The organism is Streptomyces sp. NPDC104096 (assembly GCF_055584385.1).
In genome coordinates, this window is sequence record NZ_JBVJMD010000015.1 from 107,589 (window position 1) to 126,897 (window position 19,309).

Annotated in this window: 21 protein-coding genes; 13 read left to right on the forward strand and 8 right to left on the reverse strand. The window is 71.4% G+C overall.

Going from position 1 to position 19,309, the window contains the following annotated elements; translation table 11 throughout:
• Positions 1-5: 5 nt before the first annotated feature.
• Positions 6-1,289 (reverse strand): phosphopyruvate hydratase, encoded by a 1,284-nt coding sequence (gene eno / locus ACZ60B_RS18170; protein ID WP_469388049.1) that lies wholly within the window; start codon positions 1,287-1,289, stop codon positions 6-8.
• Between the two features lie 92 nt (positions 1,290-1,381).
• Between eno and ACZ60B_RS18175 the strand changes: the two genes are divergently transcribed.
• A complete protein-coding gene (locus ACZ60B_RS18175; RefSeq protein WP_469388051.1) occupies positions 1,382-2,248 on the forward strand; it encodes a winged helix-turn-helix transcriptional regulator in 867 nt (288 codons plus the stop codon).
• Between the two features lie 48 nt (positions 2,249-2,296).
• Here ACZ60B_RS18175 and ACZ60B_RS18180 read toward each other — a convergent pair whose 3' ends face one another.
• Positions 2,297-2,518 carry a twin-arginine translocase TatA/TatE family subunit gene (locus ACZ60B_RS18180; RefSeq protein WP_469388052.1) on the reverse strand — a complete coding sequence of 74 codons (222 nt, stop codon included), beginning with the start codon at positions 2,516-2,518 and terminating at the stop codon, positions 2,297-2,299.
• 200 nt (positions 2,519-2,718) lie between these two features.
• Here ACZ60B_RS18180 and ACZ60B_RS18185 point away from each other — a divergent pair, with 200 nt between their 5' ends.
• Complete coding sequence (locus tag ACZ60B_RS18185; protein WP_469388054.1) at positions 2,719-3,060, forward strand: DUF4190 domain-containing protein; 342 nt, start codon at positions 2,719-2,721, stop codon at positions 3,058-3,060.
• Between the two features lie 45 nt (positions 3,061-3,105).
• Here the strand turns inward: ACZ60B_RS18185 and ACZ60B_RS18190 are convergent, their stop codons facing one another.
• Positions 3,106-4,317 carry a glycoside hydrolase family 3 N-terminal domain-containing protein gene (locus ACZ60B_RS18190; RefSeq protein ID WP_469388056.1) on the reverse strand — a complete coding sequence of 404 codons (1,212 nt, stop codon included), beginning with the start codon at positions 4,315-4,317 and terminating at the stop codon, positions 3,106-3,108.
• A 590-nt stretch (positions 4,318-4,907) separates the two neighbouring features.
• Here ACZ60B_RS18190 and ACZ60B_RS18195 point away from each other — a divergent pair.
• Positions 4,908-6,806 carry an FHA domain-containing protein gene (locus ACZ60B_RS18195; protein WP_469388058.1) on the forward strand — a complete coding sequence of 633 codons (1,899 nt, stop codon included), beginning with the start codon at positions 4,908-4,910 and terminating at the stop codon, positions 6,804-6,806.
• Between the two features lie 139 nt (positions 6,807-6,945).
• On the opposite strand, the gene ACZ60B_RS18200 is transcribed toward ACZ60B_RS18195, so the two are convergent.
• The 3 genes from ACZ60B_RS18200 to ACZ60B_RS18210 all read right to left on the reverse strand — a co-directional run bounded on the left by ACZ60B_RS18200 (position 6,946) and on the right by ACZ60B_RS18210 (position 8,622).
• On the reverse strand, positions 6,946-7,614 hold the full coding sequence (locus ACZ60B_RS18200; RefSeq protein WP_469388060.1) for a maltokinase N-terminal cap-like domain-containing protein: 669 nt from the start codon (positions 7,612-7,614) through the stop codon (positions 6,946-6,948).
• Between the two features lie 148 nt (positions 7,615-7,762).
• Positions 7,763-8,179 (reverse strand): MmcQ/YjbR family DNA-binding protein, encoded by a 417-nt coding sequence (locus ACZ60B_RS18205; protein ID WP_469388062.1) that lies wholly within the window; start codon positions 8,177-8,179, stop codon positions 7,763-7,765.
• A gap of 62 nt (positions 8,180-8,241) precedes the next feature.
• Positions 8,242-8,622 carry a DUF6461 domain-containing protein gene (locus ACZ60B_RS18210; protein WP_469388064.1) on the reverse strand — a complete coding sequence of 127 codons (381 nt, stop codon included), beginning with the start codon at positions 8,620-8,622 and terminating at the stop codon, positions 8,242-8,244.
• A 200-nt stretch (positions 8,623-8,822) separates the two neighbouring features.
• On the opposite strand from ACZ60B_RS18210, the gene ACZ60B_RS18215 reads away from it, so the two are divergent.
• The 5 genes from ACZ60B_RS18215 to ACZ60B_RS18235 all read left to right on the forward strand — a co-directional run bounded on the left by ACZ60B_RS18215 (position 8,823) and on the right by ACZ60B_RS18235 (position 13,063).
• Positions 8,823-9,437 (forward strand): DUF1326 domain-containing protein, encoded by a 615-nt coding sequence (locus tag ACZ60B_RS18215; protein ID WP_469388066.1) that lies wholly within the window; start codon positions 8,823-8,825, stop codon positions 9,435-9,437.
• A complete protein-coding gene (locus ACZ60B_RS18220) occupies positions 9,434-10,192 on the forward strand; it encodes a DUF2182 domain-containing protein (protein WP_469388067.1) in 759 nt (252 codons plus the stop codon). Before ACZ60B_RS18215 ends, ACZ60B_RS18220 begins: the two co-directional genes overlap by 4 nt.
• A gap of 54 nt (positions 10,193-10,246) precedes the next feature.
• Positions 10,247-11,194 (forward strand): RNA polymerase sigma factor SigJ, encoded by a 948-nt coding sequence (gene sigJ / locus ACZ60B_RS18225; protein ID WP_469388069.1) that lies wholly within the window; start codon positions 10,247-10,249, stop codon positions 11,192-11,194.
• Positions 11,195-11,287: 93 nt separating this feature from the next.
• Positions 11,288-12,484: an NAD(P)/FAD-dependent oxidoreductase gene (locus ACZ60B_RS18230; protein ID WP_469388071.1), complete on the forward strand. Its 1,197-nt coding sequence runs from the start codon at positions 11,288-11,290 to the stop codon at positions 12,482-12,484.
• 174 nt (positions 12,485-12,658) lie between these two features.
• Positions 12,659-13,063 carry a VOC family protein gene (locus ACZ60B_RS18235; protein WP_469388072.1) on the forward strand — a complete coding sequence of 135 codons (405 nt, stop codon included), beginning with the start codon at positions 12,659-12,661 and terminating at the stop codon, positions 13,061-13,063.
• Positions 13,064-13,167: 104 nt separating this feature from the next.
• Here ACZ60B_RS18235 and ACZ60B_RS18240 read toward each other — a convergent pair whose 3' ends face one another.
• Positions 13,168-13,584 carry a hypothetical protein gene (locus ACZ60B_RS18240; protein ID WP_469388073.1) on the reverse strand — a complete coding sequence of 139 codons (417 nt, stop codon included), beginning with the start codon at positions 13,582-13,584 and terminating at the stop codon, positions 13,168-13,170.
• A 154-nt stretch (positions 13,585-13,738) separates the two neighbouring features.
• Here ACZ60B_RS18240 and ACZ60B_RS18245 point away from each other — a divergent pair, with 154 nt between their 5' ends.
• The 4 genes from ACZ60B_RS18245 (at position 13,739) to ACZ60B_RS18260 (ending at position 17,056) form a co-directional block, all read left to right on the forward strand.
• The gene (locus ACZ60B_RS18245; RefSeq protein ID WP_469388075.1) at positions 13,739-14,356 is read left to right on the forward strand and encodes an HD domain-containing protein; all 618 of its coding nucleotides are present in this window, start codon (positions 13,739-13,741) and stop codon (positions 14,354-14,356) included.
• A gap of 281 nt (positions 14,357-14,637) precedes the next feature.
• Positions 14,638-15,564, forward strand: coding sequence for a polyphosphate kinase 2 (gene ppk2 / locus ACZ60B_RS18250; protein WP_469388077.1), 927 nt, complete (start codon positions 14,638-14,640; stop codon positions 15,562-15,564).
• A gap of 39 nt (positions 15,565-15,603) precedes the next feature.
• Complete coding sequence (locus ACZ60B_RS18255) at positions 15,604-16,308, forward strand: DNA alkylation repair protein (protein ID WP_469388079.1); 705 nt, start codon at positions 15,604-15,606, stop codon at positions 16,306-16,308.
• 82 nt (positions 16,309-16,390) lie between these two features.
• Positions 16,391-17,056 (forward strand): nitroreductase, encoded by a 666-nt coding sequence (locus ACZ60B_RS18260; RefSeq protein WP_469388081.1) that lies wholly within the window; start codon positions 16,391-16,393, stop codon positions 17,054-17,056.
• 79 nt (positions 17,057-17,135) lie between these two features.
• Here ACZ60B_RS18260 and ACZ60B_RS18265 read toward each other — a convergent pair whose 3' ends face one another.
• Positions 17,136-17,651, reverse strand: a complete 516-nt coding sequence (locus ACZ60B_RS18265) for a MarR family winged helix-turn-helix transcriptional regulator (protein ID WP_469388082.1) — start codon at positions 17,649-17,651, stop codon at positions 17,136-17,138.
• Positions 17,652-17,845: 194 nt separating this feature from the next.
• Between ACZ60B_RS18265 and ACZ60B_RS18270 the strand changes: the two genes are divergently transcribed.
• The gene (locus ACZ60B_RS18270) at positions 17,846-19,276 is read left to right on the forward strand and encodes a DHA2 family efflux MFS transporter permease subunit (RefSeq protein ID WP_469388084.1); all 1,431 of its coding nucleotides are present in this window, start codon (positions 17,846-17,848) and stop codon (positions 19,274-19,276) included.
• The last annotated feature ends 33 nt before the right edge of the window (positions 19,277-19,309 follow it).

The following is a 19,309-nucleotide window of genomic DNA, read 5'->3' on the forward strand; positions in this document are numbered from 1 at the left end:
GGCGGCTATCGGCGCAGGCCCAGGAACTCCCGGCCGGCGTAACGCGCCTTGGTCCCCAACTCCTCCTCGATACGCAGGAGTCGGTTGTACTTGGCGGTGCGGTCGGAGCGGGACAGCGAGCCGGTCTTGATCTGACCGCAGCCCGTGGCCACGGCGAGGTCGGCGATGGTGGTGTCCTCGGTCTCGCCGGAGCGGTGGGACATCACGACCGTGTACCCGGCGCGGTGGGCGGTGGAGACGGTGGCCAGCGTCTCGGTGAGGGTGCCGATCTGATTGACCTTCACCAGGACGGAGTTGGCGACACCGTCCCGGATCCCGGCGCGCAGCAGGGTCTCGTTGGTGCAGAAGACGTCGTCGCCGGTGAGCTGGCAACGGCCGCCGAGCCGGGTGGTCAGGTCGCGCCAGCCGTCGTGGTCGTCCTCGGCCATCGGGTCCTCGATGGACGCCACGGGATAGCGGTCCACGAGACCGGCGAGGTAGTCGGCGTGCTCGGCGGGCGTACGGCGGACGCCTTCGCCCTGGTAGTCGTAGACGCCGTCGCGGAAGAACTCCGAGGTGGCCGGGTCCATGACGAGGGTGATGTCGGTGCCGGGCTTGTAGCCGGTCTGTTCGATGGCCCGTACGACGAAGTCCAGGGCCTCCTCGGCCGTGCGCAGGTCGGGGGCGAAGCCGCCCTCGTCGCCGACGTTCACGCTGTGGCCGGCGGCGACGAGGTTGCCGCGCAGGGTGTGGAAGACCTCCGAGCCCATCCGGACGGCCTCGGCGAAGGTCGCCGCGCCGATGGGGGCGATCATGAACTCCTGGAAGTCCAGCGGATTGTCCGCGTGGGCACCGCCGTTGACGATGTTCATCATCGGCACCGGCAGCAGGCGGGCGTCGACCCCGCCGACGTAGCGGTACAGCGGCAGGTGGTGCGAGGCCGCGGCGGCCTTGGCGGTGGCCAGGGAGACGCCGAGCAGGGCGTTGGCGCCGAGCCGCGCCTTGGTGTCGGTGCCGTCCAGTTCGATCATGGTGCGGTCGACGGTCGCCTGATCGTCGGCGTCGAGTCCGATCACGGCGTCCGCGATGCTCTCGGTCACGGCGTCCACCGCGCGCTGTACGCCCTTGCCGTGGAACCGCGCAGGATCCCCGTCCCGCAGTTCGACCGCCTCGCGGGCGCCGGTGGAGGCGCCCGACGGGACGGCCGCGCGGCCGCGTGACCCGTCCTTGAGTTCCACGTCGACCTCGACGGTCGGATTGCCCCGGCTGTCGATGATCTCCCGTGCGACGACCCGGCTGATGGCGGTCACGGTGCAACTCCTCATGCTGGGCCCGCCTGACGCGGGCGGAAAGTTTTCTCCAGAAACAAAGTGAGTCCCGAAAAGGAACTTACTATGGGCGCATGAGGATGCACAACGCGGACGAGAACTGTGGCATCGCGCAGGCCGCCCTGGTCCTGGGGGACTGGTGGAACGTGCTCGTGCTGCGCGAAGTCGCCGGCGGGCACGTCCGTTTCGACGCGCTGGCCGCCGAGATCGGCCTGTCGCGCAAGGTCCTGACGGAGCGTCTGGGCCGTCTCGTCGCCCACGGCGTCCTGCGCCGCAGCCTGTACCAACGGCGCCCCGTGCGCTACGAGTACCTGCTCACCGACGCGGGCGTGGCCCTGCTGCCGCTGCTCGTGGCGATGCAGGACTGGGGCGACCGATGGGTGCTGGGCGACGGGAGTCCCGCCGCGACCGGGCGGGCGGGCGGCGCCGAACACGCCCGTGTCCACGCCCTGGTCGGCACCCGGCTGCCCGACGGCCCGGTACTGCCCGGCACGCACGGTGCCGACCTGCCGCTCGTCTCCCCGGACGCCGTGGCGACCGTGCTGTTCACCTACCCCGGCGCGGGGGTGGAGTGGGGCGGGGAGATTCCCGACGCCGTCGGCTGTGTGCAGGAGGCCAGGCAATTCCGCGACGCCTGGGCCGACTTCCGGAAGGCGGGGGTGGACGTGCGTGGGGTCAGCACCCAACCCGTGCGCGAACAGCTGGAGTTCGCCCGGACGGAGGACATCCCCTACGGCCTTCACTCGGATGCCGCCCATCAACTGACGGCGGCGCTACGACTGCCCACCTTCCGTGCCGCCGGCCGCCTGTGCCACAAGCGGCTGATCCTGGTCGTCGACGCCGAACGCGTCGTACGGCAGGTGCTGTTCCCGGTCGACGACATCCCGCACGCCGTCGCCGAGAGCCTGCGCCGGGCCATCGGGCTCATCGGCGCGACCTGACCCGACTCCGCACCCCGGTGTCCGGCTGCCGGACACCGGGCCGTGCCTTCAGGAGCCCGGAGCTCGGTCCCGGTCGACGACGTCGCCGGAGATCACACGGCCGGACCCGGGCACCCCGTCCGGAGCGTCCTGCTCCTTGAACGCCTTGGCCTCGCTCTTGAAGATCCGGGCGGCCTTGCCCGCCGACCGCGTCAGCTCGGGCAGCTTCTTGATTCCCAGGACCGCGACGACCACGACGAGAATCACCGCCAGCTCACTCAAGCCGAACATCAGGTCCGCCTTTCCCCGCACGATCTACAGTCCTGTAGAAGTGTCTCCCGTGAAGTGATCGACTGGCAAGCCGTCTTCCGGACGGGTCGGCCGGAAATTGCCCAGGGGCGAGGGGCGAGGGGCGAGGGGCGAGGGGCGAGGGGTGACGGGCGAGGCGGCGGCGTCACGGACGCCTCCGCCGTGTCGGTATCGTTCCGATCATGAGCGCCCCGCCCCAGTCGGCCGACCGGACCCGCAACAAGCCCGCCGTCGTCAGCGTCTACGCCGCCGTCGCCGCCGTGATCTATGCGAGCGGTTCCGTCATGGGCGGCTGGCTCACCGTGACGTACTCGGCGCCGATCCTGGGCCTGTTGATCGTCTGCGCACTTGTCGCCATCGTCTCCGGGCACTTGGGACGTCGTCGCGCCAAGAGGCGTGGACTGGAAGGCCGTTGGCTGTCACTGGCGGCCATCGTCGTGGGCTGGCTGTGCATCCTGTACGCGGTGCTGGTCAACCTCCTGGTCCTGGGACTGATCGCGGGACTGGCGGTGCTGATCGACTAGGGCGTGTTTCGGGTTCGGGCCCGGCGGACGGTCCTGCCGTCGGGGTCAACCGCAGTACAGCAGGCCCGCCTGCTGCTTGGCGGCCAGGACGCGGTGGACGCTCTGGTCCACCTGGGTGCGGAAGATCGAACTCTGTGCCATCCGGGTCTGCACGGCCTTGGCCATGGTCGGGACCAGGTTCGGTTCGACGGTCAGGACCATGTCCCCGCCCGCGAACAGGAAGTCCACGGCGCGGTTGCCCACGGCCACGGACTTCACGGCCACCGCGTTCCCGAGGTCGTCCGAGATCACCACGCCCTTGAAGCCCAGGGTCCTGCGGAGCAGCCCATTGATCACGGTGGGGGAGAACACGGCCTGGTGCTTGGCGTCGATCCTGCTGTACTTGGCCAACGAGACCATGACGAAGGGCGCGCCCGCCTTGATGCCCGCGCTGAACGGAGCGAGGCTCGCGCTCTTGCTCGTCGTCACCGAGTCCACCACGTTCGCCGTGGTGTCGGTGTTGCCGCGGACGTAGCCCAGTCCCGGGAAGTGCTTGAAGGTGGTCAGCACCTTGGACTGGGTGAAGCCCGCGGCGAAGGCGAGACTGTGGGAGGTCACGGTCGCGGCGGTGTGGCCGTACTCGCGGCCGTACCGGCCGATCGGCGCGTTGTCCGTCCCCAGGCTGGCCGGGACGACGTCCGCGACGGGCGCGAGGTTCTGGTTGACACCGGCCGACTTGAGCTGCTTCGCCCACCCGGCGGCCGCGCTGCGCAGTGCCGCTGTGGACCAGCCTCCCTGCACCAGCGCGCTCGGTATGGTCGAGAAGCCGGGGCCGGACAGCACCTGTACCTTGCCGCCCTCCTGATCGGTGGAGACCAGCAGCCCCACGCGGTGCCCCGAGACGGTGTCGGCCTTCGCCTGAAGGCTGTCGGTGAGGGACTTGACCGCCTTGGTGCCGGCGCTGCTCCGCCCGGCCAGGAACACCGACCCGACGTGGTATTCGCGCAGCACCTGGATCCGCTTCTGGTCCGGCTTGGCCGCGTTGACGCCCCCCATGAAGAGCTGACCGATCCGTTGCGGTTCCGACATCGCGGCGAAGACCTTGTCCGCGCAGGTCGCGCTCGCGGCAGCCGCGGCGGGACCCTCCGGTACGGCCGCGGCGTGCGCGACGCCGGCGCCGCCCAGGCCCGTGGCCGCCAGCGAGAGCGTCAGCAGGGGGACGGGCCAGTGCGCCCGCTTGGTCCGCGGGCCGTGCGAAGGTGCCTGCTGCGACGTCATACGGAGCCCCTTCCGGTACGCCGACGGTGGACCGGGCGCCCGGGCCCGGCCGTCGCGGGCGGTCACGCAGCCAGTACGTTCAAACGTACATCCATTCGACCGTGTCTGCCCCCGCTGTCGGAGCCCTCGCCGGAGTCGACGGCCGCTGCGGTCGGAGTCGACCGGCGGTCGCGTGGACCTGGCCGATCCTCCGGAGGTCGTGCGGTCGGAATCGAGCCGTAGGTCTGCCTGAAAAGGTAATTAATCCGCCATTGTTCGTCATTATCCGCCGCGACACGCTCGACCGCGTGTCCGGGAGTGACGCATGAGGTGCAGGATGGCCAACTCACCCCAGGTGAGGTCCACTCCGCGGTCGTCGGAAGGCCTCTCCCGAACGGCTTCGGAATCGGGCATGATGAGTCATCTGTACCGGTCAGGCGGCGCTACTCTGTCGCCAGAACCGAACCATTCACAATTCAATTACGTCGAGCGGAAGTTCCTCCGCCCTACCCGTCACACGCTGCCCGGTCCTGCCCGCGCGGCGGTGCGTTCCGGTGGCACCGCGGCAGCGGCAATGCGGTCGAACCTTGGAAGGAAGTGCTGTGGCGCCGGTGCTTGTTGGGCACGAAGGACTGCTGGCCGGAGAACGCATACCGGTGATCGGCACCCGGGTCACCTTCGGACGCAACTCCGAGAACACCGTGGTCATCTCCAGTTTGAGCGTCTCGCGCTTCCACGCGGAACTCATCCTCGACGACACCCAGGGCTATGTGCTGCGCGACTGCGGCAGCAGCAACGGAACCCTGGTCAACGGCGAGGAGATCGCCTCCCGACTGCTCAGGCCCGGTGACGACATCACCATCGGCGACCAGGCGTTCCGCTTCGAGGTCGCCGACGCCATGGAGACCATCACGGCGCTCTCCCTGCCGAGGTCCTTGACCCACGGCGACGAGGAGATCGAACACGGGCCCGTGCTGCGGGTCACCATCGCGGGCGGAGGGCCCGTCGGCCTGTCCCTGGCGCTGTTGCTGGAGCGTCTCCTCGGCGCCCAGGTCAGCATCACCGTCTACGACGGCCGGTGGCGCAAGCAGGGGCGCAAGATCGTCTGGAAGGACGCGAGCCAGGGCAATGTGCGGCGCCAGCAGGTGGTGACCGTGCAGAGCCGCCAGTACCTCAGCCTGCCCGAGGAGACCCAGGCCCGGCTCTTCGAACCGGACCACTACACCGAGATGTGGCCGTCCGGCCCCGACTCGATCGGCGATCACCACCCGCGCAACATGCGGATCGCCTACATCGAGGACCGGCTCCTGGAAGTGGCGAACGAGAAGCGGGGCCGCATACGGCTCGTACCCGCCCGGTTCAGCATCGACGAACAGCAGGACGAGCTGGCCGGCCAGCACGTACTGGCGATCTGCGACGGCGGCCGGTCGCACACCCGGGAGCACTTCGCCGCCAAGTTCGGCAAGGCCGACGAGTCCATCTACTCGCTGGACGGCCGGCATCTCCAGGACGTGGTCCTCGGCCTGCGCGTGAAGTCGGGCCTGGACGACCCCATGGCGGTACTGCTGACCGTCGGGCAGAACCGGTTCCTGCTGAACTCCCTGCGCGGCGAGGGCTTCCTCAACATGCGTCTGACGGACGCGGAGGTCGCGGAGGTCGTCGGCATCGATCCGGTCCGCCGTGTCTTCGAGGAGTGCATCGCCTCCCGCCCCTGCCTGATGGCACGCGACGAGCACGGCGACTTCCAGTGCTCCACGCACAGCACCCTGTTCCTCCCGGCGCTCATCAGGGGCTCGGCCCTGTGGAAGCGGGTGGGCGAAGGGCTGCGACTGTTCGGCGTGGAGCCCGAAGACCTGAGCGCGGTCACCTCGTTCCGCCTGGACATGGTGCAACGACCTCGCTTCACCGCCGAGTTGCTGCCGCCCACGGCCAACACTCCGGGTACGTACGGATTCCTGCTGGGTGACGCCGCCAACGCCATCCACTTCTGGCCGGGCCGGGGACTCAACAGCGGCCTGGCCTCCGCGATCTCGCTGGCACGGTCCCTCAACGCGGCATGGAACGGAAAGCCCTTCCGGGACGCGGACTTCCTGCGCCACGAGGCCGCCATGTCGATGCTCCAGTACCGCCACAAGAGCCGGGCCTGGAAGGCGATGGTGACCACCGACGACCAGGGCGCCACCTGGGCCATCAAGGACATCATCGCGCACGGCATCGACGGGATCGCCGAAGAACCGGACCGCGAGGCGGACACCGCGACACTCCTGGAACGGCTGCGCGGGATCCGCACCCGACTGGCGAAGCGCATGCCCGGGATGCCGGACGACGAGGCGATCCTGGAACGCCTGGGCACCCTGGAGAGCAGCACGCTGCGCATGCTGGTGCTCAGCGGAGCCTGGGACACGCTCACCATGGGCGGCGAGGAGGTCGACATCGACATCTTCTACGGTCAGGACTCCGCCGCCGCGGCAGCGGCCGTCGAGGCCCTGGAACCGGCCACCCAGCTCTGAAGCACGCCGGGGGCCGTGCCCCCGGACGTCCGGCGGCAGGCGGCCGGGGCGGCTTGCGCCCCGGTCCCGCCCTGCCGCGGGCGGACGCCACGCAGCGTCGGCGGTGTGGACGTCCGCGGGCACGGACCGGGGCGCCGCGTCAGGAACGAGGGCCGGTGTGCAGGACCGCGAACAGACCCCGGGTCCGTGTGCCGTCCGGCAGGAGCCAGGAGCCGGCGACATGGCCGGCCGCGTCGCCCGGCGGGACGGGCGGAGCGCCCTCCGGAGCGGGGTGCAGCAGGCGACGCAGACGCAGGGCCGTACCGTGCGGTGCCGACAGTTCGGTACCGTCCCGGCTGTCCTCGGCAGTGGTGAAGTCCGCCGCCTTCAGAGGGACTTCGGTCGTGCAGGCGCGGAACACCTCCCGGTCGGGGGTGTCGCTGGCGTTCTGGTCCTGCGCCTGGGCCCGGCCCTCGATCAGGGCCAGCAACTGGGCGACCAGGACCGGGTCGTGGCAGCCGTCGTAGGCCCAGCGCCGCCCCAGTACCCCGTGCTCCATGGTGCCGACGAGGGCGTGCTCCGCCCCGTCGAGCGGGGCGCCCCGATAGGTGAGCGGCACCAGATAGGCGGCCGGGTCCGCGCCGGAGGCGTCGGTGACCACCAGGAACTCCATACCCACCTCGCCCTGCGGATCGTCCAGCCGGAAACCACCGGCCTTGGCCAGGTCCGGCTCACCCGCGCCACCGCGGAACCACGGCCGGGCGGGCATCCAGGCGGCGAGCAGCTCCAGCTTGGTCGGTGTGAGGACGGTGTGGTGGATGACGGCCATGCCGAGAGCTTCTCCTCCGTGGTGCGGACGCGAACGCTCACACCCTTCCACCTGCGTGGCGCCGACGGGGTGGATACTCGGGCGGCGAGATCGACGAGCACCACCGTCAGCCGTCAGCCGTCAGCCGTCAGCCGTCAGCCGTCAGCCGTCAGCCCTCAGCCGTGCCTTTCCCCTCCTCGGGAGCGTCGGCGGATTCGCTCCGCCGCCCCGCCGCCCGCACGTCCAGCCGGGCCAAGCGGTCCGCCGAGAGGCGCTTGGGCACCACCATCGCCCAGGCGGAGACCACCAGTTCGGTCATCTCGTCGTCGTCCAGCGAGGGCAGCCGTACCCGCACCCAGTTGAACCGCTCGTCGGAGGCCGCCGGCATGAAGAACTTCTCCGGTTCCGAGGCGATCAGCGCGAGCCGCTCCTCCCGCGGGAACGCGAACCCCATGGACAGCTCGTCCCGGGACAGCGCCACGTAGACGATCCGGTGGACCCGGAACTTGACCTGGTCCCGTACCAGCGCCTCCTCCGTGCGTGGCAGGGAGAGCGCCAGGGTCCGGACCTCCTGTGCCGTCGCCATCGTCTGCGTCGTCCTTCCGTCTCCCGGCCCGGGCCGCCTGCCGGGCCGGTGCCGTCGCGGGGTCAGGGGGCGGAGAGCGGGAAGAACGTCCCGGGGACGACCGTCGGTGCCTCGGCCCGAGCGCGGGCGCGTGCCGTAGCGGCCTCGACGTCCTCGCGGGCGAACTCCCGGCAGAAGCGTTCGCCGTCCGCCCCCGGCACGGTGAACGCGCCCGCGGGGAACGATTCGCTCCAGTAGTCCATCGGCTCGTGCAACTCGTCCTGCCGCTCGATCAGTTCCTCCGCCCCCACGCAGGTGCCCTGCGGCTCCGCCCCCATGATGCGCAGCACCTCCTCGGGCGCGACGCCCCGCACCGGGGCCAGGGTGTACCCGGTGTCCGTCGCGCGGCGGAACACCGGGGAGGAACGGATCCAGGCGTAGTCGTGAGCAGTCACCGAAGTCACGCGTCCCACTCTGCCGGCCGCCACTGACAGTGCCCACGGCCGTCCGTACCGGCAGCGGCCGCTTGATCAGTGCGGAACTGCGCGCCGGGACCGTCGGGAATAGCGTGGTGAGGAGGGGCACCGGGGCCGGGACGGGCCTCCCGGCCGGGCCCCGCGGCGAGGGGACGCACAACGGGGACATGCGACAGGGAGGAAGAGCCGTGTCCTGGAATCTGAACGGCACGTACCTGGAGAGCTGCAACTGCGACGTGGTGTGCCCGTGCACCACCTCGGGCTTCGCCGCGCCGGCCGACCACGAGCGGTGTCAGGTGACCTTCGCGTTCCACGTGGACGCCGGGAACGTGGACGGCGTGGACGTCTCCGACCACAGCGTCGCCGTCTTCATCGACGCGCCGCAGGCGATGGCCGAGGGCGGCTGGCAGGTGGCGCTGTACGTCGACGCCTCCACCGACGAGGGCCAGGCGCAAGCGCTGGCCGAGGTCTTCTCCGGTCAGGCCGGCGGACCGATGGCGGCGCTCACTCCGCTCGTCGGCGAGGTCCTCGGTGTGGAGCGCGTCCCCATCGAATACCGCGACGACGGCCGCCGCCACGCCGTGCGGGTCGGGGACGCCATCGACATCGAGATCGAGGACCAGATCGCCCCGCAGTTCGGCGAGGACGGTCCCGTGATGGGCCTGACCGGCATCTTCCACCCGGCGAACAGCAACCTGACGGTCGCCCGGTCCATCCGGGCCACGGGTAACGGCGTCCACGGCCGGTCCTGGGACTTCTCCGGCGCCAACGGCCACTCCGCGCCGTTCACGTGGTCCGCGTGACCGGTGGCCCGGTCGCCGTCCGCCGCAGGCCGGGCCCGGCCCCGCTGCTGCTGGTCGCGGCGGCCGCCGCCTGGGTGTGGCTGGTGGTGCGCTGGGGCGGCATGGGGGCGATGTCCGGCACCATGGGCCTGGACCTGGCCGCCTTCCTGGCCGTGTGGACGCTGATGACGGCCGCGATGATGCTGCCCGCCACGGCAGCCGTCGCCGCGCTGTACGCCCGCACCATCACCGCCCACCGGGTGCCGCGCATGGCCGTGTTCACCGTCGCCTACCTGCTCGTCTGGGCCGCGGCCGGACTGCCGGCGTACGCGCTGGCCGCCGGCCTCGGCCGGACCGCCGACCTCCCCGCGACGGCGCGGTCGGCGGTGGCCGCGGCCGTCTTCGCGGTCGGCGGCCTCTACCAGCTCACCCCGCTCAAGGACCGCTGCCTGGCGAAGTGCCGCTCGCCGTTGGGGCTGATCCTGCGCTACGCCTCGTACCCGCGGACCTCGCGCGATCTGCGGGCCGGAGCCCACCACGGCGCCTTCTGTCTGGGCTGCTGCTGGGCCCTGATGGTGCTGCTGGCGGCCTTCGGGGTGATGAATCTGTGGGCGATGGGGGCGCTGGCCGTCGTGATCACCGCTGAGAAGCTCGCTCCGGCCGGCCGCCTGGTGGCCCGGGTCGTGGGGGTCGCCTCGATCGTCCTGGCCGTCGCGGTCTTCTGGTTCCCGGCGTTGGCCCCGGGCCTGACCGGCGGCGACATGGCCGGGATGTGAACCTGCAGCCCGCCGCCGGTCACCCGCGCGCCACCAGGCCCTAGGATCCAGGTCATGGCCCTGACCATGAACGACGTGGACCGGTTCGAAGCCTCCAGGCCGCGCCTGGCGGCCATCGCCTACCGCCTGCTCGGCTCCGCGAGCGAGGCCGAGGACGCCGTGCAGGAGACGTTTCTGCGCTGGCAGGCCGCCGACGTCGACCGGATCGAGGTCCCCGAGGCCTGGCTGACGAAGGTCCTCACCCGCCTGTGCCTCAACCAGCTCACCTCGGCCCGCGCACGGCGTGAGACGTATGTGGGCCAGTGGCTGCCCGAGCCGCTGCTCGCCGGGGACCCGATGCTCGGCCCGGCCGACACCGCCGAACAGCGCGAATCGGTCTCGTTCGCGGTCCTCGCCGTACTGGAGAGGCTCTCTCCGGGCGAGCGGGCGGTGTACGTGCTGCGCGAGGCCTTCGCCTACTCGCACCGGGAGATCGCCGAGATCCTCGACATCACCGAGGCCGCCAGCCAGCAGATCTTCCACCGGGCCAAGAAGCACGTCGTCGACGGCAAGGCCCGTACCGAGATCGACGAGGCCGCCGCCCGGCGGATCATCGACGAGTTCCTCGCGGCCGCCACCAGCGGCCGGACCGATCTGCTCGTGCGGTTGCTCACCGAGGACGCCGTCGCGATCGGCGACGGCGGCGGGAAGGTGCCGGCCCGCGCCAAGGCGTTCGAGGGCGCTCTCGCGGTCGCGACCTTCATGCGCGGGCTGTTCAAGCCCAGCAAGGCCAAGCGCTCCCTGGTCGGCGGATCGCCCGTGGTCCACGCCACGACCGTCAACGGCGGCCCCGCCCTCGTGGCGGTCATCGACGACCGGGTCATCGGCGTCATGTGCCTGGAGATCACCGCCGACGGCATCGCCGCGTTCCGCAACCAGGTCAACCCCGACAAACTCGAACGCTTCACCCGGCACTGGGCGGCCACCGACCACGGGGAACCCCTGCTCCCCGCCGCCTTCTGACCGCTGTGTGAGGTGCTTCACAGCGCGTTCCTGTCAGGAAACGGCGGGCTGCCCGGTTCAAGGGGCGAATCCGTTCAAGACAGGAGCCAGCAGATGCAGCACCGCATCGTCGTCCTCGGCGCCGGATACGCCGGCGCCATCGCCGCCGGGCGCCTCGCCAAGCGGCTGCGCCGCGAAGACGTCGCCGTCACGCTCGTCAACGCCGAGCCCGACTTCGTCGAGCGCGTCCGTATGCACCAGCTCGCGACCGGCCAGGACCTCAGGCCCCGGCCCTTCCAGGAGATGTTCGAGGGCACCGGCGTCGAACTGAAGCTCGCGCGGGTCACCGGCGTCGACGTCGACCGCAGGGCCGTCGCCGTCACCGGCGCGAACGGCGCCGAGGAACTGGGGTACGACACCCTCGTCTACGCCCTCGGCAGCGGCTGGAACGCCCAGGGCGTCCCGGGCGCGGCCGAGCACGCCCACGAGATCGCGGGCCGCCCCGGAGCGCTCCGGCTGCGCGAGCGCCTGGCCGGCCTGGACGCCGGACAGCCCGTGGTCGTGGTCGGCGGCGGTCTCACCGGCCTGGAGTTCGCGACGGAACTCGCCGAGGCCCGCCCGGACCTCGACATCGCCCTCGCCGTCCGCGGCGGACTCGGCGACTGGCTCTCCACCAAGGGACGCCGCCACCTGCGCAAGGTCGTCGGCGGGCTCGGCATCACGGTGCACGAGCACACCGCCGTCACCGAGGTCGCGGCCGACCGGGTCACCGCCGCCGACGGTACGTCCCTTCCGGCCGCGGTCACCGTGTGGACCACCGGCTTCGCCGTGCACCCGATCTCCGCGGCCACCACTCTGGAGGTCACCGACACGGGACAGATCGTGGTCGACGCGACCATGCGCTCGGTCTCGCACCCCGACGTGTACGCCGTCGGGGACGCGGCCATGGCGACGGGCCCCGGCGACAAGCCGCTGCGGATGTCGTGCGCCTCGGGCGCCCCCATGGCGTGGCAGGCGGCCGACGCCATCGCCGCCCGCCTCACCGGCGGAAAGCTCCCGAACGTGCCGCTGCGCTACTTCAACCAGTGCATCTCGCTGGGCCGCAGGGAAGGCCTGATCCAGTACGTCACCGCCGACGACCGCGCCGTGCGGGCCGCGCTGACCGGGCGGTCGGCCGCCGTCTACAAGGAACTGGTCTGCAAGGGCGCGGCCTGGGCCGTCGCCAACCCGACCCTCGGGATGCCGACCCGGCGCCGTGGCGTCGTACGGGACGCGGCCCGGACGGACCCGGCACTCGGGACGGCGGTCTGACCTGCCCGGATGCCTTGCCCCGCCCGAGCGGCCACGGTCACGGACCGCTCGGGGACGGACCTCGACGCTGCGGGCGGGGCCGCATAGGATCACGAGTAGGGCATCGCGTGTCGGTCACCGACCGGGTGAGGCATGGAGGCGCCTGTGAGATTGCCTTACGGAGGCATTCCACACATGTCAGTCGAGTTGAATCACACCATCGTCCATGCCCGGGACAACCGGGAGTCCGCCGAGTTCCTGGCGCACATCCTGGGGCTCGAGGCCGGGACCGAGTGGGGACCGTTCGTTCCGGTGGCCACCAGCAACGGGGTCACCCTGGACTTCGCCACCATCCCGGCGGAGTCGATCGTCATGCAGCACTACGCGTTCCTCGTCTCGGACGACGAGTTCGACGCGGCCTTCGAGCGGATCCGGCAGGACGGGATCACGTACTACGCCGATCCGCATCGCAAGCAGCCCGGGGAGATCAACCACAACTTCGGTGGGCGCGGACTGTACTTCATGGATCCGGCCGGACACGGCATGGAGATCATCACGCGGCCCTACGACACCCACCAGCAGGAGCCGACGGCGTCGTGAGGCCGTGCCGGGCCGGGGACTTGCCCTGGCCCGGCACTCCGTCGCGCCGGGTCCGACCGCCGCGTGAAGGCGCCGCCCGCGGACCGGACCCGCCGCTCCGAAGGTCAGTCGCCGTTGACGAAGTCGTCCGGACGGTCGCGCCGGAGCCGGAGGCAGCGCTGGTCCAGCAGGCCGAGCGCCTCGTGGATGCCGCCGCCGAACTCGTCACGGATGCGCTGGAGGGCCTGGATCCTGCGGCCCTCGAGGATCAGGCAGTCGATCCGCGCCCACTGCGGGTGCGTTCCGTCGCCGGGTTGCCGGAAGGCGTCCGCCTCGGCCCGCAGCCGGGCGACCGCGGCCACGATCTCCTGGTCGGACACGACACCCGGGACGCTCTGCCCGTCGGGTCCCGGCTCCCGGCGCACGATCCCCAGCTCCTGGCAGATCCGGATGCGCAGATCGCCCAATTCGCTTCGCACCGCGTCGTGTCGGGCGTGCACCGCGTCCAACTCGGCCTGTATGGGACCCGTCTCGTCGGACATGCGGATGTTTCCCCGATCAGGTGGCGAGGGCCTGGCTGTGAGCCAGGGTAGTGCGGCGGCGCGTGGGACCGGCACCGGTGAGCCGGTTCCGGCCGTCCGGCACGGTCGGGCCCGCACCGGCACAACCGAGGTACGCCGCAAGAAACCTGACGGGATGTCGACCCACACCCTGCTGACGCGGGCCATGACCGGCGAGGCCGGGCCGCCCCTGCTCGCCCTGCCGGACCGTGTCGCGGAGTTGCTGTCGTGCCTCGGAAGTCCGCCGCGCCTCGCGGCCCATCTGCGGGCGGTGCACGACGTCGCGCATCAGCTGGTCGACCGGCTGGAACGGCGCTGTCCCGAGGCGGCCCTCGACCGGGAGGCGGTGCTCTTCGGGGCGGCGACCCACGACATAGGGAAGACCGTGCACCCGGGCGAACTCTCCGGGCCGGGCTCGGCCCATGAGGAGGCCGGCCGGACGCTGCTGCTCGCGCACGGTTTCGGCCCGGAGCGGGCCCGCTTCGCCGCGACCCACGCGTCATGGACGCGACCGCACATCGCTCTGGAGGACCTGATGGTCAGCCTCGCCGACAAGATCTGGAAGAACAAGCGCGTCACCGACCTGGAGGAGCTCGTCGTGGCCCGACTTGCCGAGGCGAGCGGCCGGGCGGTGTGGGAGGAGTTCATGGCGCTCGACGAGGTCCTCGCCCGGATCGGGGACGAGGCCGACGGGCGCCTGGCGTTCCAGTTCCGCTTCCCGGTCCACGGCCGAGCGTCGGCACCGCCGCCGTAATCGAAAAGAATTTCGTACGATGGAACCGGGCCGGACCGGTCCGCACTCGGTGAGGTCGCAGCGGTGAGCATCGGAGCCGCTTTCGCCGTGGCCGTCGTCTTCGCGCCCGGTGTCCTGGGTAGTCCTCAGGTCGGGACCGCACGCGCGAGGGACGACGACGGCACTCACGCCCTGGGGCTCACACCGGCCGGGATCCGCTTCCCGGCCCGCGCGGCCGTGGTCGCGCACGGCAACCGTCCGAATCTGCCGCAGTTCCCCCGAGACCGAGGCGGAGAGACACGATGACAGCACTGCTGGCGGGCATGACCGTCGACTACAGCGACCACGACGACCCGGTGCTGATCGGACCGGACGGCAGCCCGGTGGACACCTGGCGGGAGAACTATCCGTACCAGGAACGCATGGAGCGCAAGGAGTACGACTGGCACAAGCGGCTCCAGCAAATCGAACTGCTGAAGCTCCAGAGCTGGATCAAGGAGAGCGGGCGCCGCCTGGTCATCGTCTTCGAAGGGCGCGACGCGGCCGGCAAGGGCGGCACGATCAAGCGCTTCACGGAGCACCTCAATCCGCGGGGCGCCCGGGTGGTGGCCCTGGAGAAGCCGACCGAGCGCGAGGTCGGCCAGTGGTACTTCCAGCGGTACGTCGAGCATCTGCCGACGGCGGGCGAGATCGTCATGTTCGACCGCTCCTGGTACAACCGCGCCGGCGTCGAGCGGGTCATGGGCTTCTGCACGGACGACGAGTACCGGCGCTTCATGCGGCAGGCGCCCGCGTTCGAGCGGATGCTCGTCGACGACGGAGTGGACCTGATCAAGTTCTGGTTCTCGGTGTCGCGGGGCGAGCAGCGCACCCGCTTCACGATCCGCCAGGTCGATCCCGTACGGCAGTGGAAGCTCAGCCCCATCGACCTGGCCTCGCTCGACCGCTGGGACGACTACACCGCCGCCAAGGTCGCCATGTTCCGCGAGACGGACACCGCGCAGGCGCCCTGGACCGTGGTGAAGAGCAACGACAAGAAGCGGGCCAGGGTCGAGGCCATGCGCAGCGTCCTCGCCCGCTTCGACTACACCGACAAGGACGCGGACGTCGTCGGCAGCCCCGATCCGAGGATCGTGGGCGCGGCCGCGAACCTGCTGGAGGCGGGCGAGGACGACCACGACCACCGGGCGGACGCGCAGGGCGAGGGGGAGGCCGACGGCGACGCGTAGGGTGAGGGGCGCCCGCAGCGAACGTACAGGAGGGCCGAGGTGGCCGGGACCACGCCGCACGAGACCACCCTCGCCCGGGTGACGGCCGAGCTGGCCGCCCTCGAGGATCCGCGGGCCCGCGCCGTCAACGAGAGACACGGCGACGATCACGGGGTGAACCTCGGCAAGCTGCGCGCACTCGCGAAGCGGCTCAGGACGCAGCAGGAACTCGCCCGCGAGCTGTGGGCGACGGACGACACCGCCGCGCGACTGCTGGCGCTCCTCGTCTGCCGCCCCAAGGAGTTCGAGCGTGACGAGCTGGACGGCATGATCCGCCAGGCACGCTCACCCAAGGTGCACGACTGGCTCGTGAACTACGCGGTGAAGAAGAACCCGCACGCCGAGGAGCTGCGCCTGGCCTGGTTCGCCGATCCGGATCCGGTGGTCGCGAGCGCCGGCTGGGCGCTGACCTCCGAGCGGGTGGTGAAGAAGCCCGAGGGCCTCGACCTGACCGGTCTGCTCGACGTCATCGAGGCGGAGATGAAGGACGCCCCGGACCGGTTGCAGTGGGCGATGAACACCTGTCTGGCGCAGATCGGCATCGAGCACGCCGAGCACCGCGCCCGTGCCGTCGGCATCGGGGGGCGTCTGGAGGTGCTCAAGGACTACCCGACCTCCCCGGGCTGCACCTCCCCGTTCGCCCCGGTGTGGATCACCGAGACGGTGCGCCGGCGGGCCGACGGCACGGTGGCCCGACCGGTGTGACGACGGCCTTCGCGCCCTCGTCGCCCGCCGTGCGGTGAAAGGCTGTGCGGTGAGGGGCCGTGCGGGGAGAGGACGAGAAGGCGTGGATGTGTACGAGGCCGTGGACACCCGCCGCTCCGTGCGGGCGTTCAGCGACGAGCCGGTGGCCCGGGACGTGCTCGAAAGGGTGCTGACCGCGGCGGCACGGGCGCCGTCGAGCGGAAACCTCCAGCCATGGCATCTGTACGTCGTGACCGGTGAGCCCCTGGCCGGGCTGAAGAGACGTGCGACGGCCAGGGCCCTGGCGGGGGACCCGGGCGACGAGCGGGAGTACCCGATGTACCCGCAGGAACTGGCCTCTCCCTATCTGGACCGCTTCTCCGCCGCGGCCGACCAGCGGTACCGCGCGCTGGGCACCGCACGCGACGACCGTGACCGGCCCAGGAAGGTCGCCTCCCTGAACACCCAGGCGTTCGGGGCGCCGGTCGTGCTGTTCTGCTACCTCGACAGGACGATGGGGTGCGGGCAGTGGGGGGACGCGGGGATGTACCTGCAGACCGTCATGCTGTTGCTGAGGGCGGAGGGGCTGCACAGCTGTGCCCAGGTGATGTGGACGATGTACCGCAGGACGGTCGGCCAGGTGGTCGGAGCGGGGGACGGGCTCGCGCTGTTCTGCGGTGTCGCGGTGGGGTACGAGAAGGAAGGCGTGCCCCGGCTGCGCACCGGGCGGGCGGACCTGGCCGAGACGGTGAGCTTCATCGGGCCCTGACGCGTTCGGCTCGCGGGGCCGCCCCGCTCCGGCCGGGGTCAGGGGCGGACGGTCCGATGGGCGTGGGCCGCGGGAGCGGTCATCGGTCCTGTCCGGGGCCGGGGGAGTCGCTGCCCGGCGGGGCATCGGCCGTCGCGCGCTGCGGACGTTCCGGGGTGGCGTCGGTGACGGTGTCGCGGATCCGGGCCAGCAGGGTGCGCAGCACGGCGCGGTCCTCGGCGGAGAGGGCGCCGGTGGCGATGCCCAGGGCCTCGCGGTCCAGGTCCTCGGCCTCCTGATGGCAGGTCCGGCCGGCGTCGGTGAGGGCGAGCAGGTGGGAACGGCGGTCGGTCGGATGGGGCAGCCGGGCCACCAGACCGTCCCGTTCCAGGGCGTCGACGAGGCTGGTCGCCGTACGGGCGGCGATGCCGAGCATGTCGCTGAGATCGCGCATGCGCAGCGGTTCGGGGGAGTGGGCGAGAAAGCGCAGGGCGCGCAGGCGGGCGACGGTGGTGCCCTTCTCCGCCAGTCTGCCGTCGACGAAGATCCGCAGCCGGTGCGTGGTCGCGAACATCTCGTCGATCAGTGGGTCGCTGCTGCCCGGTACGTCCCTCACCGTGGCGCTCCTGTCCTCGTTGCGGTGCCCTGCTCCCCCCTTCCTGCCACGCGCGCTGTCGCACGCGGCGGAGGTGTCCGGGGTGGTGGTCCCTACGGCGGGGCGGGGTTGTCCGTGTCCTGATCCGGCCGACGTGTGACGGTCCGGACGGTATCGGTGGTGCTGAGCTTACTCAAGCTGAGTATGCTCAGCATATGCCCGTCCGACTGAATCAGCGCATCGTCGTCCCCGTCGTGTGTGTCGTCACCGCGTTCATGTCCATCGTGGACGGAGTCGGCGCCACCGTCGCCCTGCCCGCCATCGGGCGTGACTTCGGGCTCGCCACCGCCGGACTCGACGCGGTCGTGGTGGTGTTCCCGGTCTGCGTCGGCCTGGCCGTCCCCGTCTCGGCCTGGCTCGGCGACCGGTTCGGCGGGCGACGCACCGTGCTCACCGCGTTCGCCGTCTTCACCGTCGCGTCCGGACTGTGCGGCTGGGCCGGGTCGCTGGGTGAACTCGTCGTCTGGCGTGCCCTCCAGGGCCTCGCCGCCGGGATCCTGCTGCCCGTCACGGGCGCCCTGCTCTACCGCACGTTCAGTCTGGCCGAGCAGGTCAAGGTCTCCCGATACATGATCATCCCGCAGCAGGTGGCGCCCGCCCTCGCCCCCATGGGGGCCGGCTGGCTCGTCGACCACCTGTCGTGGCGCTGGGTGTTCTACGCCAATCTGCCGATCGGCGTCACCGTGCTCGCCTTCGGGATCCTCTTCCTCGACCGGCACCGCGACCACCTCCCCGGCCGCCTCGACGTGCCCGGACTGCTGCTCACCGCCTCCGGCTCCGCAGGGCTGATGTTCGGCATCAGCGAAGGCGCCGATCTGGGCTGGGGCAGCGGGCCCGTGCTGGCCGGCCTGGTCGGCGGCGCGGTCCTGCTGGCGGCCGCCGTCGTGGTCGAACTCCGGGTGCCCGAACCCGCCCTGAAGTTCCGGCTCTTCACCGACCGCCTCTTCCGCGACACCAACATCACCGCCTTCCTGGGATTCACCGGCTTCATGGGCGCGATGTTCCTCGGCCCGCTCTTCCTCCAGGAGGGGCTGGGGCTGTCCGCCTGGGAGTCCGGCTCCAGTACCTTCGCCGAGGCACTCGGGGTGCTGCTCACCGTGCAGATCGTCGGCCCGCTCTACGCCCGGGTCGGCCCACGCCGGATAGCCGGCTGCGGCCTGGTAGGCGTCGCGCTGGTCCTGCTCGTGTTCTCCCGGCTGGACGCGGACTCCTCGCTGTGGACGTTCCGCGGGCTGATGTTCCTGCTCGGCGCGGCCATGGGCGGGGTGTTCATGCCCACCACCGTCGCCTCGTTCACCGGCATCCGCAAGGCCGACGTCTCCCACGCCGCCACGCTCAACAGCGTCGTCCGGCAGGCCGCCAACGCCGCCGCCCCGGCCGTGGTCACCGTCGTACTGGCCTCGGCCGCCGCCGTCGGGACCGGCGCGCACGCCCACCCGCCGGTCGCCGCCTTCCAGCACGCCTACCAGGTGCTCGCGGCGATCGCCGCGGCCGCCGCCGTGTTCGCCTTCACCATGCCGGACCGGGCCGCCCGGGTCGCCGCCGCGGCCCGCACCGCCCCGCGGCGCGAGGCCGTCGAGGCGTGACCCGGCCTCCGGCCCCGCGGGTACGGGTACGGG

Coding starts and splice junctions, on each gene's coding strand:
- ACZ60B_RS18175 (WP_469388051.1), top strand. CDS start 1,382: ATGAGGATGCACAACGCGGACGAGAACTGTGGCATCGCGCAGGCCGCC.
- ACZ60B_RS18180 (WP_469388052.1), bottom strand. CDS start 2,518: ATGTTCGGCTTGAGTGAGCTGGCGGTGATTCTCGTCGTGGTCGTCGCG.
- ACZ60B_RS18185 (WP_469388054.1), top strand. CDS start 2,719: ATGAGCGCCCCGCCCCAGTCGGCCGACCGGACCCGCAACAAGCCCGCC.
- ACZ60B_RS18190 (WP_469388056.1), bottom strand. CDS start 4,317: ATGACGTCGCAGCAGGCACCTTCGCACGGCCCGCGGACCAAGCGGGCG.
- ACZ60B_RS18200 (WP_469388060.1), bottom strand. CDS start 7,614: ATGGCCGTCATCCACCACACCGTCCTCACACCGACCAAGCTGGAGCTG.
- ACZ60B_RS18205 (WP_469388062.1), bottom strand. CDS start 8,179: ATGGCGACGGCACAGGAGGTCCGGACCCTGGCGCTCTCCCTGCCACGC.
- sigJ (WP_469388069.1), top strand. CDS start 10,247: ATGGCCCTGACCATGAACGACGTGGACCGGTTCGAAGCCTCCAGGCCG.
- ACZ60B_RS18230 (WP_469388071.1), top strand. CDS start 11,288: ATGCAGCACCGCATCGTCGTCCTCGGCGCCGGATACGCCGGCGCCATC.
- ACZ60B_RS18235 (WP_469388072.1), top strand. CDS start 12,659: ATGTCAGTCGAGTTGAATCACACCATCGTCCATGCCCGGGACAACCGG.
- ACZ60B_RS18240 (WP_469388073.1), bottom strand. CDS start 13,584: ATGTCCGACGAGACGGGTCCCATACAGGCCGAGTTGGACGCGGTGCAC.
- ACZ60B_RS18245 (WP_469388075.1), top strand. CDS start 13,739: ATGTCGACCCACACCCTGCTGACGCGGGCCATGACCGGCGAGGCCGGG.
- ppk2 (WP_469388077.1), top strand. CDS start 14,638: ATGACAGCACTGCTGGCGGGCATGACCGTCGACTACAGCGACCACGAC.
- ACZ60B_RS18270 (WP_469388084.1), top strand. CDS start 17,846: ATGCCCGTCCGACTGAATCAGCGCATCGTCGTCCCCGTCGTGTGTGTC.